Consider the following 18,544-nt stretch of genomic DNA (forward strand, 5'->3'; position numbering starts at 1 on the left):
ACGCGGGTCGTCATCGGTCCGACCCCCCGGTGAGGAGAGCGGCCACCTCCGAACGCCACCCCGGCACCAGGTCGAACAGCCCGCCGATCGCGGCCAGGTCCGTCAACGGCGTCGGCCCGCCGCGCAGCGCGCCGACGAAGTCCGCGTACGAGCCGTCCACCGGTGACGCCGTGAGGTCGGCGGCCAGTGCGCCTTCCGTGCCCGTGACCGAGATGCGGAACTGGGGCTCACCCCAGCTCACCTCGACCGCCCCGGTCACTCCGCCGGCCACCGCCACGGCCCGCACCCGGTCGTGGGCCGCTTCCACCGTCCGCACTTCGGTCACGGGCGCGCCGAGCACCCGTTCGACCGCGTCCAGGACGTCCGGGCCGAGTTCGGTCACCAGGTTCCGGTCCGTCGTCACGTGGTCGAGGCGCACCGCGAAGCCTTGCGGAACCCCGGCTCGCCCCTCGGTCACCGCCTTGCCCAGCGCGGTCAGGTCCGGGTGGTGCGCCCAGGACAGGTCGACCGAGCACCGGCCGGGCGCTTTCCGCGCGGCCTCGACCACGATGTCGTCCACGACGTGCTTGCCCACCAGGACGTGCAGCCCCCGGCGCAACGCGATCAGCACGGCGGAGGTGTTCGGCGCGCGCACCACGACACCCTCCGCGGGAACCGTCTCCACCAGTCGCGTCCCGTCGCGCAGCACCCAGGGAACCCTGTGCTCGGCGGGCTCCGAGGCGTTCGGATCCGTCACGCCGACGACCCGCACACCGGGCACCGCCTGCGTCGCCTCCGCTCCGACGATGACGACCCGCACGTCGGCAGGCTCCGCGGTGGCCAGCACCCGATCGCTGGCGAAGAAGCTCAGATCCGCCGCCGCGGACGTCGGATCGCCGAGCACTGACACCCGCGGCCGGTCCAGATCGGAGTAGTCCTTCTCGACCGGCACCCACTCCAGGTCCGCGGCCGTGTGCTCGGGTCCCTTGGCGAAGACGTCGGCCCAACGGCTGCGGATCACCCGCATGTGCCGCTTCCAGATCGGGAGCTTGTCGTGCCCGACGTGGTTGAACGTGGTGCCCTCGAAGTGCCGCATCGCCACCGACCCGACGTAACGCATCCGTTCGCCGTCGGCACGCAAACGGCAGCACAGGTCGATGTCCTCGCACAGCGATACCGGGTCGAACGCCGCGTCGAACCCGCCGACCCGCCGGAAAGAGCTGTGCCGCACCATCAGCGCGGCGGTGGGCGCCCAGGTCTGCTCGCGGTGCTCCCGGTGCGTGGCGGTGAGGGCTTGGCCGCGCCCGACAGACCCGACGTGGCCGTTGACGGTGGACCCGCCGCCCGCGCACTGCACCAACGCGCCGTCGCCGGGGTAGAGCAGCAACGGTGACACGGCGGCCAGGCCCGGATCGGCGGTCAGCTCGGCGACGAGCACCTCCACCACATCCGGGTCGTCCACGAGCACGTCGTTGTCGAGGAAGAACAGGAACTCGCCGCGTGCCACCGCCGCGCCGACATTGCGCCGTTCGCTCCCGCCGCGATCGTCCTCGTGGCGCAGGACGGTCAGAGGGCGGCCGAGGTCCACAGCGGCCAGGTACTCGGAGGTGCCGTCGTCGGATCCGTTGTCCACCACGATGATCTCGAAGTCGCCGGACGCGCGCGCGAGCGACACCAACGCCCGCCGCGTGTACTCCAAGCGGTTCCTGACCAACATGACGACCGAGACCAAACCCGGTATCGGGTTCACACTGCGCCCTTCACGAAACGGAGATCGTCCTCACGCGGCACGTCGTTGTGCCGTTCGGAGCACGGGGGCCGGGGCGGTGCCCACGTGCTTGCTCCGTCGCGGTGTCGGGATCGGTCCGACCGGTCGGAGTTCGACGCATGTGCGCGCAGCAGTGGGGCTGCGGACCGCTTCATCGGTGGTTCGGCGAATAGTAGAGGCGGACTCACGGTGTGCGCCAGCCCGCGACTCGGACTTCCGAAGGGAAATTGTGGAGGGACGTCGCCGAAATCCCGTGCCATTGGTATGCGCGGTCATTCCGGGAATGATGCTATTCGCTTTGACCGGGAATTTCGCGCGTAGCCGCGGGCACGGGCCGGTCAGCGGCCGGTGGCTGTCAGGACGGCGGAGGCGATGGCCTTGTGCCCGTCAGGGGTCGGGTGGACGTCGGTGTGGCCGCAGAAGTACGTCAGCGCGCACACCTTCGCCACCGATGTCGGGATCGAGCCGTACGTCGGGTCCTGGGTGATCTCGGTGAACGGTCCATAGCCCCCGGTCGAGGCGGTCACGTCCACGAACGTCGCCCCGACCTTCTCGTACTCGGTCTTGAGCGCGGCGTTGAAGAAGTCCCGGAACAGCGGCACCGACAGGCGCGCGAGGTCCTGGCCGTTCGGGAACGCGGGGGACACCCACGCACCGAGGAACACGTCCGGATAAGTCAGACCCACGATCGGGGCATCGCCGGCGGCTTCACGCAGCGCGGGCAGGGTGGCGGCCAGGCCTGCCCGGACGTTGGCGACGGCCCGCGACGCGCAGCCCAACGCATCGGCCGCCCGCGCGCACGGCGCCAGGTCGTTGCCGCCGATCACCACCGTCACCAGACCCACTCGCCCCTGGTGCTCGCGCAGCGCCTGCACGGCCGCGTCGAGTTGGGTGCGGCCCGCCGGGTCCGGCGCGCCGGGAGCGACGTTGCCGGGGGCGCAGGCGGGTCCACCGAGCAGTTGCGCGGACGTCGCGCCGCTGCACGCGACGTTGATCAACCGCAGGTCCGACTGCTCGGCGACGAGGTACGCGAAGCCGTCCGCGCCGGTCGACGTGCCGGCGGCCGGCGGTCGGTAACCGGTCGCGTACGAGTCGCCCAAGGACACGTACACGCTGTCTGCGGGCGGTGCGCTCTCGCTGGGCGATGCGCTGTCGCTCGGCGGTGCGCTGTCGTTGGTGGCTGAAGGGTTCTCGGACGGCGCTCCGGTGCACGCCCCGAGCGCCACCGCCAACGCCACCGACAACGCCCCGATCAGTGCGGATGGCCGCGGCACCATCAGCCCCTTCTGTCCCGTGGGTGATCGTCAGCCTCCCAGGCTACGCGTGACGCCCGGCCTCGGCGGGGCGAGTATTCTAGTGTTAGAATAGCGACGTGTCCGAACGCCTCACCCCCGCCGAACTGACCCTGCTCGGCCTGCTCGTGGAGAAGCCCCGCCACGGCTATGAGCTGGAGGAGGTCATCACGGCCCGCGGCATGCGGGAGTGGACCGAGATCGGGTTCAGCTCCATCTACTACCTGCTCACCAAGCTCCGTGACCGCGGCCTGGTCGCCGAGAGGGGCGACGAGCCGGGGCGCGGCAAGACCCGCAAGGTGTTCGAGCCGACCGAACGCGGACGTGAGGCGTGCGCGGCCGGCGCCGAGGAGGCCATCGCCACCCTGCGGCCGGTGTTCCCGCCGGTCCTCGTCGGCCTGGCCAACCAGCCGGTCATCCCGCCCGAACGGCTGCGTGCCGCACTGGCCCGACGGGCGGAGGCGCTGGCCGAGCGGATCGCCGCGGTCCGGGCCGCCGCGCCGCCCGACGCCCCCGATTTCGTCCGCGCGATCTTCGACTACTCGCTCCACCAACTCGAAGCCGAAAAGACGTGGCTGGCCACCTACCGAGGAGAACAGCGATGACCCCGTACGACGTGAAACGCGAGCTGAAGGAGCTGTACGCGCCGAAGAACCGGGACTGGGCGCTGATCGACGTGCCGCCGCAGCAGTTCATCGCGTGCGACGGCAAGGGCGACCCGAACACCGCGCCCGAGTACGCGCGAGCGGTCGAGGCGCTGTACTCGGTGGCGTACACCCTGAAGTTCGGGAGCAAGCGCGCCGGCAGGGACTTCGTGGTCGGCCCGCTCGAAGGCCTGTGGTGGTCGGACGACCCGACCGTGTTCACCGCCAGGGAGAAGGACTCGTGGCAGTGGCGAATGTTGATCAGCCAGCCCGACTGGATCACCGCGGAGGACATCAAGGAGGCCACGGAGGCGGCGTTGGCGAAGAAGAAACTCCCGACCATCGCCGAGGTCCGCCACGAGAGGCTGGACGAGGGCACGTGCGCCCAGGTGCTGCACATCGGCTCGTACGACGACGAAACACCCATCCTGGCGACCCTCCACAATGACTACTTGGCGGCCAACGACCTGGTGATGACCGGCCTGCACCACGAGATCTACATCGGCGACCCCCGCCGCGTCGAACCCGCGAAGCTGAAGACCATTCTGCGCCAACCGGTCCGCCCCAAGCCGTAACGCACGATTGGGTGAACCGTTCGCGTGCGGCGAAATGGTCGGTCGAGGCGGGACGACCTGAAGGGCATGAGGAGGACAGAACTTCACGCCACAGCGGTTGCCGGCTTGTGCGCGGCCACGCTTGCCGTGATGGCGGCGTGCCAGGGGCAGGAACCGGCACCGGCACCTGCTCAACCCACCAGCACGACCATGACGACGGCCACGACCACGAGCACGAGCACGACGCGAGCGCAGGGCGGCGACCAGCTGCCCACGGGCACGATCACCGCCACCTACGCCACCGGGTCCACGGTGTCGCCGTCCGGGCCGCTGATCCCCGAGCCATCGGCCGAGCCCACGGCGCCGAGCTCGACGGATTCGGCATTGATCACCGAACCGCTCACCCCCACCCACACGGCGCCGCCGGTCGTCACCACAACGGCACCGTAGATGGGCGTCGGCAAAGAAACGCCGGAGCCAGTGGTGGCGTGGCCACGGCTCGTGGCGGTGCTGTCGGAGGCCGCGGTCATCTCGGCGGTGCTGTACTACTTCGGCTGGGTCCGCACGGAGGCGACGTACGGCCGGTTCGGGGTGAGCCTGAGCCTGCTGGAACTGGCCACGGCCGACTACATCCTGCGCAGCATCAACTCGGCGTTCCCGCCGTTGATCGGCCTCGGCGCGGTCCTCGTGGCGCTCGCCGCGGTGCACCGCCGATGGGTGGCGCCGGCCCTGGCCGCCGAGCCCTCACGCTGTGCGCACCGGGTCGCGCGTGCCGCGATCCGGGTCATCACGGCCGTGTGCGTGCTCGGGCTGGCGCTGGCCGCGCTGGGCGTGGTCGCACAGGACACGGTGGGCAAACCGCTGGGCTGGTGGCTGCCCGCCATCCTGACCGTGGCCGCGGCCGGGCTGATGTACGTCGGCTCGGCCACCGGGGCAACCTCGCCCGTCGGGTCGACGGTGCTGCCGGCACTGGCCGTCATCGGCGGGCTGTGGCTGGTCACCGTGCACGCCCACCGCACGGGCGACGAGTTCGGTGACCGATTCGTCGCCGGACTGCCCGGCAAGCCCGAAGTGGTGCTCTACAGCGCCGAACGGCTCGCCATAGCGGGCCCCGGCGTAGGGGTGGCGCCGATCGAGCAGGAGGGGTCGCGGTTCAAGTTCCGCTACACCGGACTGCGGATGCTGATCCACACCCAGGACCGGTACTTCCTGGTCGCGGCGGAGTGGCAGCGGGGCCGTGACGCGACCTACGTGGTCGCTTCGACCGACGACACCCGCCTCGACGTCATCGGCCGCTGATCAGCCGGACCAGTCGGATCAGTCGGTGACGAGCAATCCCTTGCCGTACAGCCATTCCGCCGTCGCCTCGGCACGCCCGGCGGGAAGACGGGCCGACCACGTGCGGAGGAGATCGGCGAGGGACGCGGAGTGCTGCACGCAGTCCAGCAGCGGAGCGAGTTCCGCGTCACCCACGTGGGCGATCGGCGTGGGCAGGGCTGGATGGGTGAGCGCACGGCGCATCGTGACCAGGTCCCCGACCGGGCACGGAGTGGGCACCACGGCGGCCTCGGCGGACAGGCGAACGGGTCGGCGCAGGTGGTCGGGTGTCAGGGGAAGCGTCACGGCGGTCGGCGGGGGAGGTGTGGCGCGGCGACGCCAGAACGGGTGGTCGCGGTGGGGTTCGCACCGGTGGTAGTGGGCGCCGGTCCAGGCCGTGTGGCGGGCCACGGCACGGTCCCGGCTGTCCCGGTAGAACTCGAGCGCGGCGGCACGGTCGCCGTCCGAGAGCAGCGTGTGCGCGGTGACAGCGGCGGCCATGGCGCTCTGCAACGCGCTGTCCACACCGGACGACGTCAGCGGGTCCAGCGTGAACGACGCTTCGCCGACCTTGACCGAGTCGTCGGTGACGGGGGAGTCGTCCCGGTACCCGGTGGCGTCGCACACCGCGACGACGCGCGCCGACGGGCGGTCCGGGAACAGCCCGGTCGAATCGAGCAGCTCGTGGTAGAGCCGTTTCAGGTCGGTGGAGCAAGGATGCAGGAGTTCGGCGTCCACGAACGCCATGGCACGGAACGCGCCACCGGGTAACGGCGTGCCCCAGCACCAGCCGCGTGGTCCGGTGCCGAGCCGGGTCGGACCGTCACCGCGCCAAGTGGCGTGCAGGGTCAGCGTCCGGAGCCCGGTGGCGGTGGTCGTGCCGCCTGAAGCGCGCCGCCGCCCGCTGGCGTCGACCAGGAACCGCGCCCGCAGCACGTCGTGCCCCACCGGGATCTCCCAGCCGGCCGGACCACGGCGGGGACGTCCGGCGCGCACCGGCTGGAACACCGACACCCCGGCGGCACGTGCGGCGGCCAGCAACGCCTGGTCGAAACGCCCCCGGTCGACCGTCACCGCGCGTGGATCGGGCTCGACCATCCGGATGTGGGCGTCCTCCCAGCGCACCAGGGCACCCGGCGACGGCACGCTGCCGTCCAGCGCCTCTCGCACGCCCAAGAAGTCCAGCAGCGGAGGCACCCCCGGGGACAGCGCCTCGCCCACGTGCGGACGCGGGAACACCCGCCGTTCCACCAGCACGACGCGGTGACCGAGCCGGGCCAGCCGAAGCGCGCACACCGACCCGGCCGGCCCGCCGCCGATCACGCAGACGTCCCAGGCCGTCATATGCTGAAGTAGTCGGGCCGTGCCGCGAGCACGCGGCTGTAGACGGTGAGGCAGTGGTGCAGCCAGCCGCGGATGTACTCGCACGCGGGCCGGCCGCGGCGGATCACCTCGTGGTGGCACCCGCCGCCGCACAGGTACCGGGCCCAGCAGCCCTTGCACGGCTCCTGGCGGTGCACGTGCCGGTCGGTCAGCCACCGGGCGCGCTTGACGTCGTCCACCCCGCCGGCCAGGTCGCCCATCGCGCCGTCCTCGTCACCCACGAACCGGTGGCACGCCGCCAGGTCGCCGTCGGCCGACACACCCAGGTAGCCCGCGCCCGCCCCGCACGGGTACGGCCGGTGCGTGCCGCGGTGGATCTCGCGCAACGCCGTGGCCAGGTTGGTGAACGGGTAGCGCCGCCCGGCCAGCACCCGCCGGACGAACTCGTCACCGCACGCGGTCATCTGCTCCAGCATCACCTCCAGGTCCGGCAGCGCCATCTCGCCGCGACCGTTGGGCGAGCTGAGCATGGGGGAGAACCCGACACCGTGGAACCCGGCGGCGGTGAACTCGTCCAGGGTCCGCGGCAGGTCCAGGTTGAGCGGTGTGACCGTGACGCGGGCCGACACCTGCATCCGCCGCTGGGCCACGAGCAGGGGCGCCACCCGGTCCATGATCCGCTCGTAGCTGCCGCGCCCGTCACGGTGGGGCCGCAGCAGGTCGTGCCGCGCGCCAACGCCGTCCAGGCTGATCGTCACGGCGAACGCGTGGTCCTCGAAGAACTCGCCGTCCTCGGGCGTGAGCAGGGTGCCGTTGGTGGTGATGGAGAACGTGACCGGCACACCCGTCCGTTCCGACACCGCCTCCGCGTACTCGGTGGCGGCGCGGACCACGGGCCGGTTCATCATCGGCTCGCCACCCAGGAACGCGAGGTTGACCCGTTCGCCCGGGGCGGCCTCGCGGAACAGCGTGTCCACGGCGGCGAACGCGGTCGTCACGGGCATGTTCTTGGCCGGACCGCCGAAGTCGCCCTGCTGCGCGTAGCAGTAGGTGCAGCCGAGGTTGCACTTCTGGGCGACGGCCAGCGACAGCGCCCGCACCGGCGGGGGATCGGGCGCGGTGTCGTCGATCTGCCGGGGCGCGTCGATGCCCAGGTCGGCGAGCACCACGTCCAGCGCCCGTGGGTCCGGATCACGGCGGGCGGCGTCGAGGCGGTCGTAGAGGGCCTGACCGACGCCGAACAGGCGGCTGCCGTTGGCGAGCAGCGCGCGCGGCCCGTCCTCGGTGCGCAGCAGGTGGACGTCGGGGTGGACCGGGGTGGACGCGGCGAACAGCTCACGAGCCGTCACTTCGCGCCGCTTTCCGGCTCGGTGCCTTCGCGCCCGGGTTCGACGTGTTCCGGCGCGTCGTTGCCGCCGACGATGAACCGCAGCCTGCCCTGCCAGTCCCGGAACAGGTCGTCGTAGCTGACCAGGCGGGAGTCGGTGCGGTCGTCCAGCACATACTCGCGCGGCTCGCGGTCCTTGGCGAACCAGTGGTTGCCGGTGCTGGTGCCCAGCGCGGTGTCCTCGACGTTGACGTAGTCCGGTCGGCTGGCGGCCCAGTAGTAGCAGGCGCATTCGCGGTAGTCGTTCTGCCAGGGCGAGCAGAGCCCACGGGTCAGGTCGCCCGGTCCGGCCATGTTCTCGGCGATCACCGGCAGCGGGCCGCCGGCCGCCTCGCTGTGCGCGAACAGCGGCCGGACCTCCAGTTGGACCTCCTCCACCAGCGGTCCGGGCACCTCGGCGGGCCTGCCCACCGGTTTCGGCGCCGGGCCGCTGGTGAACAGGCACGTGACGGTCTCACCCGCGTGCTCGGCCAGCACGTCGGCCAGGGAGTTGGACCACTCCAGCATCATCACGCCGTCCGGGTTGTCGACCGACGTCAGCAGGCCGGACGGCGCGCCGGGGCGGGTCGGGCCGACGAGGTGCGCGATGACGTCGTGGCCCGCGACCGCCAGCAGTCGACGACCCTTGAGCCGCTCGTAGCCCTCGTCGGCGTCGACCACGTAGTTGTCCGCCTCGTGCAGTTCGACGCCGACCAGCAGCCTGCGCCAGATGTTGCGGATGTCGAATTCGAGGCCGGGGTAGGCGTTGGAGATCGCCGACACGGGCAATGTGCTCGGCGGGTTGCCCGCGGCGCGGTGGTCGAGTTGCGCGGTGAGGTTCAGCGGCTCGATGGAGTCGTTCATGCCGGCCCTCCGGACTCGTCGGCGCCCCGGTCGTGCCGGAGGTTCTCCTGCCGGAAGATCTCCTGGCGGGCGGCCTTGCGCACCAGGTCGACCTGGCGGCGGGTGAGGGCCAGCGACCGGCCGTCCGCGCCGCGCATCAGCGCCGGCATCTTCCGCCTGCCCTTGGCGCTGAGGTCGCCCACCTCGTCGTGGTCGCGCAGGACGTCGGCGAACCAGGGCGCCGTGCCGCTGCGCAGGGCGGCGAGGACGTTCTGGTGCAGGGCGAAGACCGCGGCGGTGTCCACCAGGGACGGAGCCATGATCGGCTCGAACGTCCGGCCGGTGTCGGCCGAGTCCTGCCGCACCATCGTGCTGGCCGCGTCGACCCGCCCGTCCACGGTGTTGCCGTTCATCACGGCTGTGTTCATCAGCCGCACCGACTCCAGCGCCCGACGCAGCACCTCTTCGGCCACCTTGTGCGCGTCTTCAGCGGTGTCCTCCCGGCGCGCTTTCGGCCCGTAAAGCGCCTGGTCGAGCTCGTCCGCGATCGTGCGCACGGGGATGCTGTCCGGCGCGTAGGCGGGCGGACCGGCGCCTATGCGCCCGTAGGCCTTCAGCTTGCGGCCGTCCACGGTCAGCTCCACGTGCACCAGGCCGTCGCACTCGTCGTCCAGGTAGCCCCGGCTGACCCAGCCGCGCTGTTCGTCGTCACCGGCGTAGATCTGGCCCGGGATGGTCAGCCGAGGATCGCCGGGCTCGTCCACGTGACCGCGCCAGGTTCCCTTCGTGGCGTCGTACAGGGCGTCCACGACGTTCGGGTCGTGGTCGCCGACCGTGCCGCCGGAGCCGTAGACGTTCCCGGCCGCGGGCGTGAAGCGCAACCGGATGCCGGGGTACTTCGTCGTCGGCTTGATGTAGCGCGCGTGGCCCAGCGGCAGGGTCTTGCCGGTCAGGAAGTTGGCGCACTCGCCGTTCAGCCCGTGCTCGCCGTGATCGCTGAACCAGCCGGTGTCGGCGTCGATCCGGTCGTCCAGGTTGTAGGTGCGGCGTTCGATCTTGTGGTTGCCGACCCGGACGCACCACCGCACGTCCTTCGGCTCGAGCTTGTTGGCGCGCAACAGGTCCACGGTGAGCGGGTGCAGCTTCCGGTCGTCGTCCGTCAGCGCCCAGACCTCCAGGAACGGCGCGACGGGCTTGACCTTGCCGTGCCCGTCGGTGAACCGCAGCTGTTCGGGCGCCTTGTCGTCGACGATCTCGCCGGAATCGGGATCGACCCGCAAGGTCGGCGCGGGCACCAGCACCCGTGGCGCGAGCGGCTCGTCCGGGTCGGGCTCGGCGGTGTAGTTGTCCATCGGCTCGGCCGCCGCGCCCAGCCGGCCGATGGCCAGCGGGGGCAGGACGCGCAGTTCCAGGATCCGGGTCATCCCGTGCACCCCTTCCGGCTGAGGATGTGCTCGATCTGCTCCAGCGCCCGTCGGTCGGACTCGCGCAGCGCCACGACGTACGGGTCGCGCGCGCAGTCCGGGTTCGTTTCGAGCAGTTGGTCGGTGAGCAGCCGGGACGCCTGCACGAGGTCGCGTTGCAGCAGCCAGCGGTCGTGGTCGCGGTCGGGCAGTTCGAGGCTGTAGGGCATCTCGAACGGCGGCCCGGCCCGCGGGCCGTCCGGGTGGTCCTTGTCCAGCGGCAGCTCGACCAGCCGTCCGGCCAGGGCGCGCAGGTTGTACATCTCGGCGAACGCCCGGTGCACGAGCGCGCCGCGCCCGGTGAGCACACCGCCGTTGTCCAGCGGGCCGGACAGCCGGAAGGCGTGCGAGATGTCGGTGAGCAGCATCCGGTAGCGCAGGTTGAACAGGTGGCCCCAGAGTGCCGTGAACGGGTCGGTGATCGGGCTGGTCGTCACGGTCTTGGCGCCGAGCTGCACCATCACGGACTCGTTGAGGCGGTGCGCGGTCACGGGGTTCTCCGCGATCGGCCGGGACACCTTGTCCTGCTCCGCTCGGGGCAGCTTCTCCAGCTCCAGGTAGATGCCGAGGAACCGCTTGAAGTGGGACGTCTCGGCCTGTTCGTCCACGTCGACCGCTTCACCCTGCTCGCCGACCTCGTGCAGCGCCTTGCGCGCCGAATCCCGGGAGAACACGCCGAACACCAGCAGCTCGGGGGACTTCACGTCCGGCACGTTCCCGGCTTCCTGCCCGCGCTCGCCACGCGTGTAGCCGCGCCCCCATTCGTCCCAGGACGCCTGGTAGGGCAGCGTTTCCGCGTGGAACAGCTCGTCCGGGATGTGCTCGCGGTTGCTGAGGATCTTGTCGATCCGCCCGTACAGCTCCCCGACCCGGTTGACCTCCTGCCCCACGGCGACCTCGGCGTCCTTCTTGACCCTCTCGGCGATGTCGTCCGTCCACTTCGCGGGACTCTCCGCGACGACGTAGGCGGCCAGCGACTCGCGGGTCAGCCGGCGCAGCGTGAACGGGAACGGGTAGAAGTCCGAGCCCCAGGGGTAGTCCTCGCGGTCGAGGTTGATCGGGGCGCCGAGCGAGGTCAGCAGGTTCTGCACGGTGACGAGGTGGCCCATCTCCTCCTTCGCGATGCCGAGGATGACCTCCTGCCAGCCGCGCACCTTGTCGCGCAGGCCCTCGGGCACCTGCGGGCCGCCCATCGAGTAGGCGGCGAACAGGTACTGGACCATCAGCGAGTGCTCGATCTCGGCCGCGACGTGCAGCAGCATGGTGGTGTAGTCGCGCCAGTTGAACTCCGGCGGCAGGACCGGCTCTTTCTCCTCCGCGTCGAGCGGGCCGGCGACCGAGAGGCACGCCATGGCCGCCGGCTCGTCGTCGAACAGCTCCGGCAACACCGAAGCCATGTGCCGGTGCACTCTGGACCGCATGGCACGAACCCCGTCCTCGCCTGTTGGGTGGGCGTAGGGGTGAGCGTGCCGGCGCGGGACCGCCCCCGCTCCGGTCGCGGTGAACGCCAGTCGGCTTGGTGAACCCCACTCATCCGACCGGGCGAGCCGACCTGACCGACAGTCGACCGCCGCCACCACGGCCGGGCTACGGCCGTGATCGTTGGTGGACGCCCCGGTCGGTCCGCCCCTTCGCTCGCGCGTGCGTTCCGACCAAGTAAAGTCGGGTCGCCGCCTCGCCGCCGTTGTCAAGGACCGCCTGCCCCTGTCGTCTGGAAAGCGCTTGCCGAGGAGCCTCATGTCTCTGGACCCCGTCGTCGTGCCCGACCGGATCGTCTCGATCACGCTGTCGTCGGTGACCCTGCCCCTGCCGACCGGGATCAGTGACGCCAAGGTGTTCACGGGTTGGCAGCGGCCGATGACCGAGGTCGCCTTCCTGTTCGCGGAGATCCGCACCGAGGCCGGGCTGGAGGGCGTCGGGTTCAGCTACTCGAAGCGGGCCGGTGGGCCGGCGCAGTTCGCGCACGCCCGCGAGGTGGCGCCGGACCTGATCGGCGAGGACCCGAACGACATCGGCAGGCTGTGGACGAAGCTGGTGTGGGCGGGCGCGTCGGTCGGGCGCAGCGGCGCGTCGACGCAGGCGCTGGCGGCGTTCGACGTCGCGCTGTGGGACCTCAAGGCGAAGCGCGCGGGCCTGCCGCTGGCCAAGCTGCTCGGCGCCCACCGCGACTCCGTGCGCTGCTACAACACCTCGGGCGGCTTCCTGCACGAGTCGATCGGGCAGGTCAAGGACAACGCCACCCGCACGTTGGAGTCGGGCGTCGGCGGCATCAAGATCAAGGTGGGGCTGCCGGACCCGGCGGAGGACCTGCGCCGCGTCGCCGCCGTCCGCGAGCACCTGGGTGACGGGGTGCCGTTGATGGTCGACGCCAACCAGCAGTGGGACCGGCCCACGGCGGCCAGGGTCGGCCGGGCGCTGGAGGAGTTCGGGCTGGTCTGGATCGAGGAACCCCTCGACGCCTACGACGCCGAGGGCCACGCCGAGCTGGCACGCTCGCTGACCACGGCCATCGCCTCCGGTGAGATGCTGACCAGCGTCGCGGAGCACTACGAGCTGATCCGGCTGGGCGCGGTCGACATCCTGCAACCCGACGCGCCCCGGGTCGGCGGCATCACCCAGTTCCTCAAGCTCGCCACCCTCGCGGACCACCACCACCTCCAGCTCGCGCCGCACTTCGCGATGGAGATCCACGTCCACCTGGCGGCGGCCTACCCGCGTGAACCGTGGGTCGAGCACTTCGACTGGCTCCACCCGCTGTTCAACGAACGGCTGGAGACCAGCGGCGGCCGGATGCACCTGTCCACCCGCCCCGGCCTCGGCATCACCCTCAGCGACCAGACCCGCGCCTGGACCACCGACACCGACACCATCGCCAAAGCCCGTTGACCGGTGCCCCGGAGTGTCCCGAACGGGCAGAAGGTGTGCCCGCGTCCTCCTGACGAGCACGGCGATGCGGCCCTTACGTTCGGACGGTGAGAGGACCCGTCGTAGGGGAGAGCCGATCATGACCACACACATGGGCGCGCACCGTCATCGCCACCGCCCCGGCACGGGTGCCGAGGAGGAACGGGAAAAGCGTTCGTCGCACCCGCTCGGCGTCGACGCCCTGCTCGGCATGCAACGTGCCGCCGGCAACCAGGCGACCATCGACTACGTCCGGCAGGTGCAGCGCTACACAGGGCCTGGGACGCCGGTGACCCCCACGTTCACCCCTGGCTCGGGCGACGAGCTGGGTCCGTTCACCGCCAACGATTTCACCGTCACCCTGACCGGAGGCGACGAGAGCCCTCCGACGCTGGACCTCGACAAGTACCACCGGTCGGCGAGCTCCGAGTTGTCGTGGGCGGGCGACGAGAGCATCGCGATCAGCACTGCCGACGAGGCCAAGGAGTTCTACGCGCTGCCCGGCGTGCTCGCCAAGGCGAACGCGTCACTCCGGGCGGTCGACAGCCCGGTGCGCCTGGTCGCGGGCGGATACACGCTGCCGAACACGAAGGGCCAGGTGCTGACGGTCGTCCGACCGGCCTACACCCATCGCGGCAGGGCCCCCGTCAACGAGCTGACGACCTTCATGCGGCTGACCCAGCACGAGTGCGAGGCGGTCGCCACCACCATCCTCGGCAAGGACCGCCTGACCCACGTGGTCTTCCGCAACCCCGAGGGTCGTGCGGTGTCCGCTCCCTCCGGGTACCAGGGGGAGCGACTGCCGGCGCTCGCCGAGTCGTTGGCCGGCCCCCGTCCCCCGACGACGGTCGAGGAAGCTGCCGACGCAGTCCAGGGCCCGAAGCCGAAGACGGGGCCAGGCAAGCGGTACGGCGAGGCCGTGCACCAGAACAAGCCGGAGTTGGCCGCGAGCGCGCGGGCGATCGGCGTCAACGAGCACGCACGGCCTGAACCTGGTGAGGGCCTCGCGGTGCACACGATCGACGCACCGCTCAAGCCGGACGGGCGGCTCGACAAGTTCGACTACTCGACCAACGCGGACCTCGACCACACTTGGGTCTTCCACCACGCGGCCGTGGTCGCCGAGAGCCTCGACGGCCAGGACCAGGTCACCTTGGAGAATTTCAACCGGCGGAATGACGAAGAGCGGTTGAGCGAGACGATCCTCGCCGGGGTGAAGGACCGGTTCGCCGCTCGGTTCCCCGATGTGATAGCGCCCATCCTCGACAAGGCGGCGAAAGCGCCGCAGCCAAACCAGGCTCACGCCGTCGAGGCGCTGAGCGAAATCCGCGTCCAGCTCGGTGCGGAGACCAAACAGGCCATGGCCGATGCGCGGGACCAGTACGACCACATGCGCATACGCCTCGAGAAATCGAGCGTCGAGAGGTGGTACTTCAAGATCTTCTCGCCGGGTGGGGCGCAGAGCTTCCACGCTCGGAACACGGACGCGGTCAACCGGCTGACGGTCGTCACCACGAACGTGCCCGAGGTGACGTTCGAGACCCATTCGGCCGAGCCGACGGAGGAGGGCGTGCAGGTGCTGGAGAAGATCGCCCGGTCCACGCGAGAGACCGAGATCCAGCTTGTGATCGAGGGCCACGCCAAGGGTGGGCTCATCCCTCTCCGGAGACTCGCGCGCAAACGGTCGGACCGCGTCCGGGAGGAGCTGGAGAAGCTCGGGGTCGCCAAGGACCGGATCCGGACGGAGCACAAATCACAGAGCGACATCGCCAAGGTGATCATCTACCCGGCCGACCGCCCGAACCGGCGCGTGCCCGGGACCGACCCCAGGGGCTGACCACCGTGACGCCGCTGCCGTCAGGGCGGCCTGGGAGGTGGGGCCGCCCTGACGGCGAGGGTGTCCGTGGCGTCGGGTGTTGATCAGCGCCGGCTCCGCGGACGGGAAGGTGGCTCAGTGGGTGCGCGCCGGGTGGATGCGCGCCGGTCAGCGCAGCGGGCCGACCGCGCGCAATGCCTCCGGCTGCTTGCCGGTGGTGATCTGCTCCGCCAGCAGCCGTCCGGTGATCGGGCCGTGCGCCAGGCCCCACATGCCGTGGCCCCCTGCGACGTACACACCGGGTTCGCGCACCGCCCCGATCAGCGGACGGCCGTCGGGCGTGACCGGGCGCGGTCCGACCCACACGTCGCGGCGGTTCTCCCAGTCCACGCCGTCGAGCAGCGGACGGGCGGACGCGATGATCGCCTCCAGCCGGGCCGGCGCACCGGGCGCGTCCGGGTCGCGGAACTCCATCGTGCCCGCGACCCGCAGCGCACCCTGGTACGGCGTGCACGCCACCCGCACGTCGGGCAGGTAGACCGGACCTGGCACGGGCCGGTCCACCGGCACCGTGAACGAGTAGCCGCGACCGGCCCGGACCGGAACGCGCACACCCCAGCGGGACGCCAGCCGCGACAGCCACGCCCCGGTGGCCACGACCGCGACGTCGGCGGACACGCCCTCACCACCACGCGACCGCACCGTGACCCCGCCGCCGTCCTGTCGGATGTCGGCGACCTCGAACACGCGGATCGTGCCGCCCCTGGCCACGACCGACCGCGCCAACGCCTGCACGAAACCGCCGGGGTCCATGTGCCGCTGCCCGTCGATGCGCACACCTGCGGTCAGGGTCCGGGACGCCGTGGGGACGTACTCGCGCAGTGCGTCGCCGTCGAGTTCGACGTGGTCGACGGGTTGACCGGCGTCGGCCATCCGGCGAAGTTCGCGCAGCAGCCCCTGCGCGTGCCGGGAGCTCTCGAACGCGGCGGTGATCGGCGCGTCGACCGTGGGCGCGTCCACGCCGTTGGCGGTGAGCACGTCGAACGCTTCGAGGCACTCGTCGTTGAGCGGCAGGTTCGCCCGCACCGCACGGGTCCAGGACGACCACCGGCAGTTCGCGGCGAACCGCGCCAGGAACGCCCACAGCCCAGGGTCCGCGGTCAGCGGGATGTGCAGCGGCGCGGACGGGCTCAGCAGGCCTCGCGGGCCGTAGCGCAGCACGGTGGGTTCGTTCAGCGGGATCGCCAGGCCCGGCGCGATCCACCCGGCGTTGCCCCACGACGCGCCGGCGGCCACACCCGTGCGGTCGACCACGGTCACCTCGACCCCGCGTTCCTGGAGGAACCAGGCGGTCGAGAGGCCCACGATGCCCGCGCCGACCACGACCGCCGAACGGGGTCCGCCGTCGCTGCGCCCGACGTCGACCATGACCACCTCCACACCAGAGCGGAACTGCTGTCGACGTCAGCATCGCTCGGGTGCCACACCGGGCCGTTGTCCGTTCCCGACAATCCGTGTACGTGGTCTTGTCGGACACCGACAGAGGGCCTCAGTCCCCGGCCGCCGCCAGGTCGATGATCATGGCGAGGCGCTTGCGGGCGTCGTCCAGGTCGAGCGCGGTCACCTCGGCCATCTTCCGCAGCCGGTACCGGATGGTGTTCGCGTGCACGCCGAGCAGTTCGCCCGCCTGCGCCAGGTCGCCCTGCGCCTCCAGCCACGCCCGCAACGTCGGCACGTACTGCGTCGAGTGGTCGGTGTCGTGTCGGCGCAACTCGGCCACCGGTCCCCGTGCCGGCGTGCGGCCCGCCCGTGACGCGGCGCGCAGGCGTTGCAGCAGGATGTCGTCCCAGGAGTCGTCGTAGGCGGGCGGCACCGTGCCCGGTGGGCGGGACTCGTGCAGGGCCATGCACTCGTCGGCCTCCTGCCGGCTCGCGGGCAGGTCCGCCGGGGACGCCGTGCCGCCGATACCGGCCGTCACCGTCACCTGGGCGGGCAGCGCGGCCCGCAGCCGGTCCACCCACTCCCGCGCCGCGGGCACCTGTTCACCGGGCAGGATCGTGTAGAGCGTGGTGCCGGACAGGGTGCTGCGTCCCGGCCGTGACCAGCCGAAACCCGTGGTGGCCCGGTCGAACGCCAGCAGCAGGGCGGCGTGCCGTTCGGCGGCGATGTGCGCGCGGACGGCGATGACACGCAGCGGACCTTGGTGCAGTCCGAGCCGGCTGACCACCGTGGCGGCGTCCGCCGTGCCCTCCAGCAGGCGCATCACCAGCTCGGACTCGACCTGGCGCTCCAGGTCCGCGCTGGCCCGCGAGCGCAGCAGGTGCAGCGCCACCGTGCGGGCGCCGTCGGCGAGCGCGGCGCACGACTCACCGGTCAACGGCGCACCGCACGTCACCCACACCGACCCGAGCAGCTCCCGGCCCGCCCGTGCCGCGACGACCATCCGCCCGGTCAGGCCGTGCTCGCGGTCCTCCTCGACGAACAGCGGCTCGTCGTGTGTGTCGAGGTAGGCGAACACCCCGCGCCGTTCGAACAGCTCACGCAGCCGGTCCGGGGCATGCCGACCGAGGATCGTCGCCAACCTGGCCGGATCCGCGGCCTCCTGCGAACTGGAGTACGCCAGCACCCGGGACAGCCGGTCCTCGATGGTCACCGCGCCGCCGACCGCGCCGGCCAGGCTGTCGGCCAACGCGAACAGGTCCGTGGGGCCGCGCCCGGACTCGGTCTCCCGGCCCTCCAGCACCAGCCCGTAGACCACGCCCGCCAGCTCGCTCCACGACACCGCCGGGTCCACCACCGCGACCGCGACGCCGGCTTCCTCCCCGGCCGCCGCGGCTGCCCGCTCCTCGTCGGCGTCGGCGTGCACCAGCACCACGCGCGCCCGTGCCGCCACGGCCCACGCGACGGCCTGCGCCACCGACTCGGCCCCGACGGCCAGGAACACGTCACCGCCGACGGCGTCGGCCGCCTCGTGCATCACGACGTTGCGCAGCTCCGCCGACCGCGCCATCGGGCAGCACACCAACCGCACCCCGTAGCCGCCCAGCACGTTCACCAGGCGGTCCAGCTTGACCATGCGCGAACCCCTGTTCCCGAGCAGACCACCTACCGTAACCGCCGGCCGTGGGACCACCCGCCGGAAACGGGTCGCGGCGCGCATTCCCGCCACCTCGGAAATCGACTTGCCGGACCCGATTGCCGCGATTGCCGGCGACACCGGAATCGCAGTGCCCCCGGATGTGGTGAGCGCGGCCGACCGGGGATAATCGTCGCAT

The 18,544-nt window shown here is 71.5% G+C and carries 15 protein-coding genes; 5 read left to right on the forward strand and 10 right to left on the reverse strand.

All coding sequences use genetic code 11. The features are described from left to right. Positions 1 to 10 precede the first annotated feature (10 nt). Positions 11 to 1,729 carry a glycosyltransferase gene (locus tag F4560_RS09305; RefSeq protein ID WP_312868930.1) on the reverse strand — a complete coding sequence of 573 codons (1,719 nt, stop codon included), beginning with the start codon at positions 1,727 to 1,729 and terminating at the stop codon, positions 11 to 13. A gap of 356 nt (positions 1,730 to 2,085) precedes the next feature. Next, on the reverse strand, positions 2,086 to 3,024 hold the full coding sequence (locus F4560_RS09310) for a GDSL-type esterase/lipase family protein (protein ID WP_184918646.1): 939 nt from the start codon (positions 3,022 to 3,024) through the stop codon (positions 2,086 to 2,088). Positions 3,025 to 3,119: 95 nt separating this feature from the next. Between F4560_RS09310 and F4560_RS09315 the strand changes: the two genes are divergently transcribed. Together F4560_RS09315 and F4560_RS09320 are read left to right on the forward strand one after the other, a co-directional pair. Further along, positions 3,120 to 3,644: a PadR family transcriptional regulator gene (locus F4560_RS09315; protein ID WP_184918648.1), complete on the forward strand. Its 525-nt coding sequence runs from the start codon at positions 3,120 to 3,122 to the stop codon at positions 3,642 to 3,644. Beyond that, entirely contained in the window at positions 3,641 to 4,258 is a 618-nt protein-coding gene (locus F4560_RS09320; protein WP_184918650.1) for a GyrI-like domain-containing protein, read from the forward strand. Before F4560_RS09315 ends, F4560_RS09320 begins: the two co-directional genes overlap by 4 nt. A 272-nt stretch (positions 4,259 to 4,530) precedes the next feature. Here the strand turns inward: F4560_RS09320 and F4560_RS09325 are convergent, their stop codons facing one another. Then, the gene (locus tag F4560_RS09325; protein ID WP_184918652.1) at positions 4,531 to 4,674 is read right to left on the reverse strand and encodes a hypothetical protein; all 144 of its coding nucleotides are present in this window, start codon (positions 4,672 to 4,674) and stop codon (positions 4,531 to 4,533) included. A gap of 46 nt (positions 4,675 to 4,720) precedes the next feature. Here F4560_RS09325 and F4560_RS09330 point away from each other — a divergent pair, with 46 nt between their 5' ends. Then, a complete protein-coding gene (locus F4560_RS09330) occupies positions 4,721 to 5,536 on the forward strand; it encodes a hypothetical protein (RefSeq protein ID WP_184918654.1) in 816 nt (271 codons plus the stop codon). Positions 5,537 to 5,554: 18 nt separating this feature from the next. Here the strand turns inward: F4560_RS09330 and qhpG are convergent, their stop codons facing one another. Genes qhpG through F4560_RS09355 form a run of 5 tightly spaced genes read right to left on the reverse strand, consistent with a single transcriptional unit; the run spans position 5,555 to position 11,970 of the window. Further along, the gene (gene qhpG, locus F4560_RS09335) at positions 5,555 to 6,898 is read right to left on the reverse strand and encodes a flavin-dependent monooxygenase QhpG (RefSeq protein WP_184918656.1); all 1,344 of its coding nucleotides are present in this window, start codon (positions 6,896 to 6,898) and stop codon (positions 5,555 to 5,557) included. Then, positions 6,895 to 8,226 (reverse strand): radical SAM/SPASM domain-containing protein, encoded by a 1,332-nt coding sequence (locus tag F4560_RS09340; protein ID WP_221483423.1) that lies wholly within the window; start codon positions 8,224 to 8,226, stop codon positions 6,895 to 6,897. The genes qhpG and F4560_RS09340 overlap by 4 nt, the downstream gene beginning before the upstream one ends. Continuing rightward, on the reverse strand, positions 8,223 to 9,107 hold the full coding sequence (locus F4560_RS09345; RefSeq protein ID WP_184918658.1) for a hypothetical protein: 885 nt from the start codon (positions 9,105 to 9,107) through the stop codon (positions 8,223 to 8,225). The genes F4560_RS09340 and F4560_RS09345 overlap by 4 nt, the downstream gene beginning before the upstream one ends. Next, the gene (locus F4560_RS09350) at positions 9,104 to 10,510 is read right to left on the reverse strand and encodes a hypothetical protein (RefSeq protein WP_184918660.1); all 1,407 of its coding nucleotides are present in this window, start codon (positions 10,508 to 10,510) and stop codon (positions 9,104 to 9,106) included. Before F4560_RS09350 ends, F4560_RS09345 begins: the two co-directional genes overlap by 4 nt. Beyond that, a complete protein-coding gene (locus F4560_RS09355) occupies positions 10,507 to 11,970 on the reverse strand; it encodes a ferritin-like domain-containing protein (protein WP_184918662.1) in 1,464 nt (487 codons plus the stop codon). Before F4560_RS09355 ends, F4560_RS09350 begins: the two co-directional genes overlap by 4 nt. Before the next feature lie 316 nt (positions 11,971 to 12,286). Here F4560_RS09355 and F4560_RS09360 point away from each other — a divergent pair, with 316 nt between their 5' ends. Further along, positions 12,287 to 13,435: an L-talarate/galactarate dehydratase gene (locus tag F4560_RS09360; RefSeq protein WP_184918664.1), complete on the forward strand. Its 1,149-nt coding sequence runs from the start codon at positions 12,287 to 12,289 to the stop codon at positions 13,433 to 13,435. A 118-nt stretch (positions 13,436 to 13,553) separates the two neighbouring features. Beyond that, positions 13,554 to 15,290 carry an OmpA family protein gene (locus F4560_RS09365; RefSeq protein ID WP_184918666.1) on the forward strand — a complete coding sequence of 579 codons (1,737 nt, stop codon included), beginning with the start codon at positions 13,554 to 13,556 and terminating at the stop codon, positions 15,288 to 15,290. Positions 15,291 to 15,437: 147 nt separating this feature from the next. Here the strand turns inward: F4560_RS09365 and F4560_RS09370 are convergent, their stop codons facing one another. Continuing rightward, on the reverse strand, positions 15,438 to 16,697 hold the full coding sequence (locus F4560_RS09370; RefSeq protein WP_184918668.1) for an NAD(P)/FAD-dependent oxidoreductase: 1,260 nt from the start codon (positions 16,695 to 16,697) through the stop codon (positions 15,438 to 15,440). 121 nt (positions 16,698 to 16,818) lie between these two features. Further along, positions 16,819 to 18,345: a PucR family transcriptional regulator gene (locus tag F4560_RS09375; RefSeq protein ID WP_184918670.1), complete on the reverse strand. Its 1,527-nt coding sequence runs from the start codon at positions 18,343 to 18,345 to the stop codon at positions 16,819 to 16,821. Positions 18,346 to 18,544 lie beyond the last annotated feature (199 nt).

It is taken from the genome of Saccharothrix ecbatanensis (genome assembly GCF_014205015.1).
Lineage (GTDB): Bacteria > Actinomycetota > Actinomycetes > Mycobacteriales > Pseudonocardiaceae > Actinosynnema > Actinosynnema ecbatanense.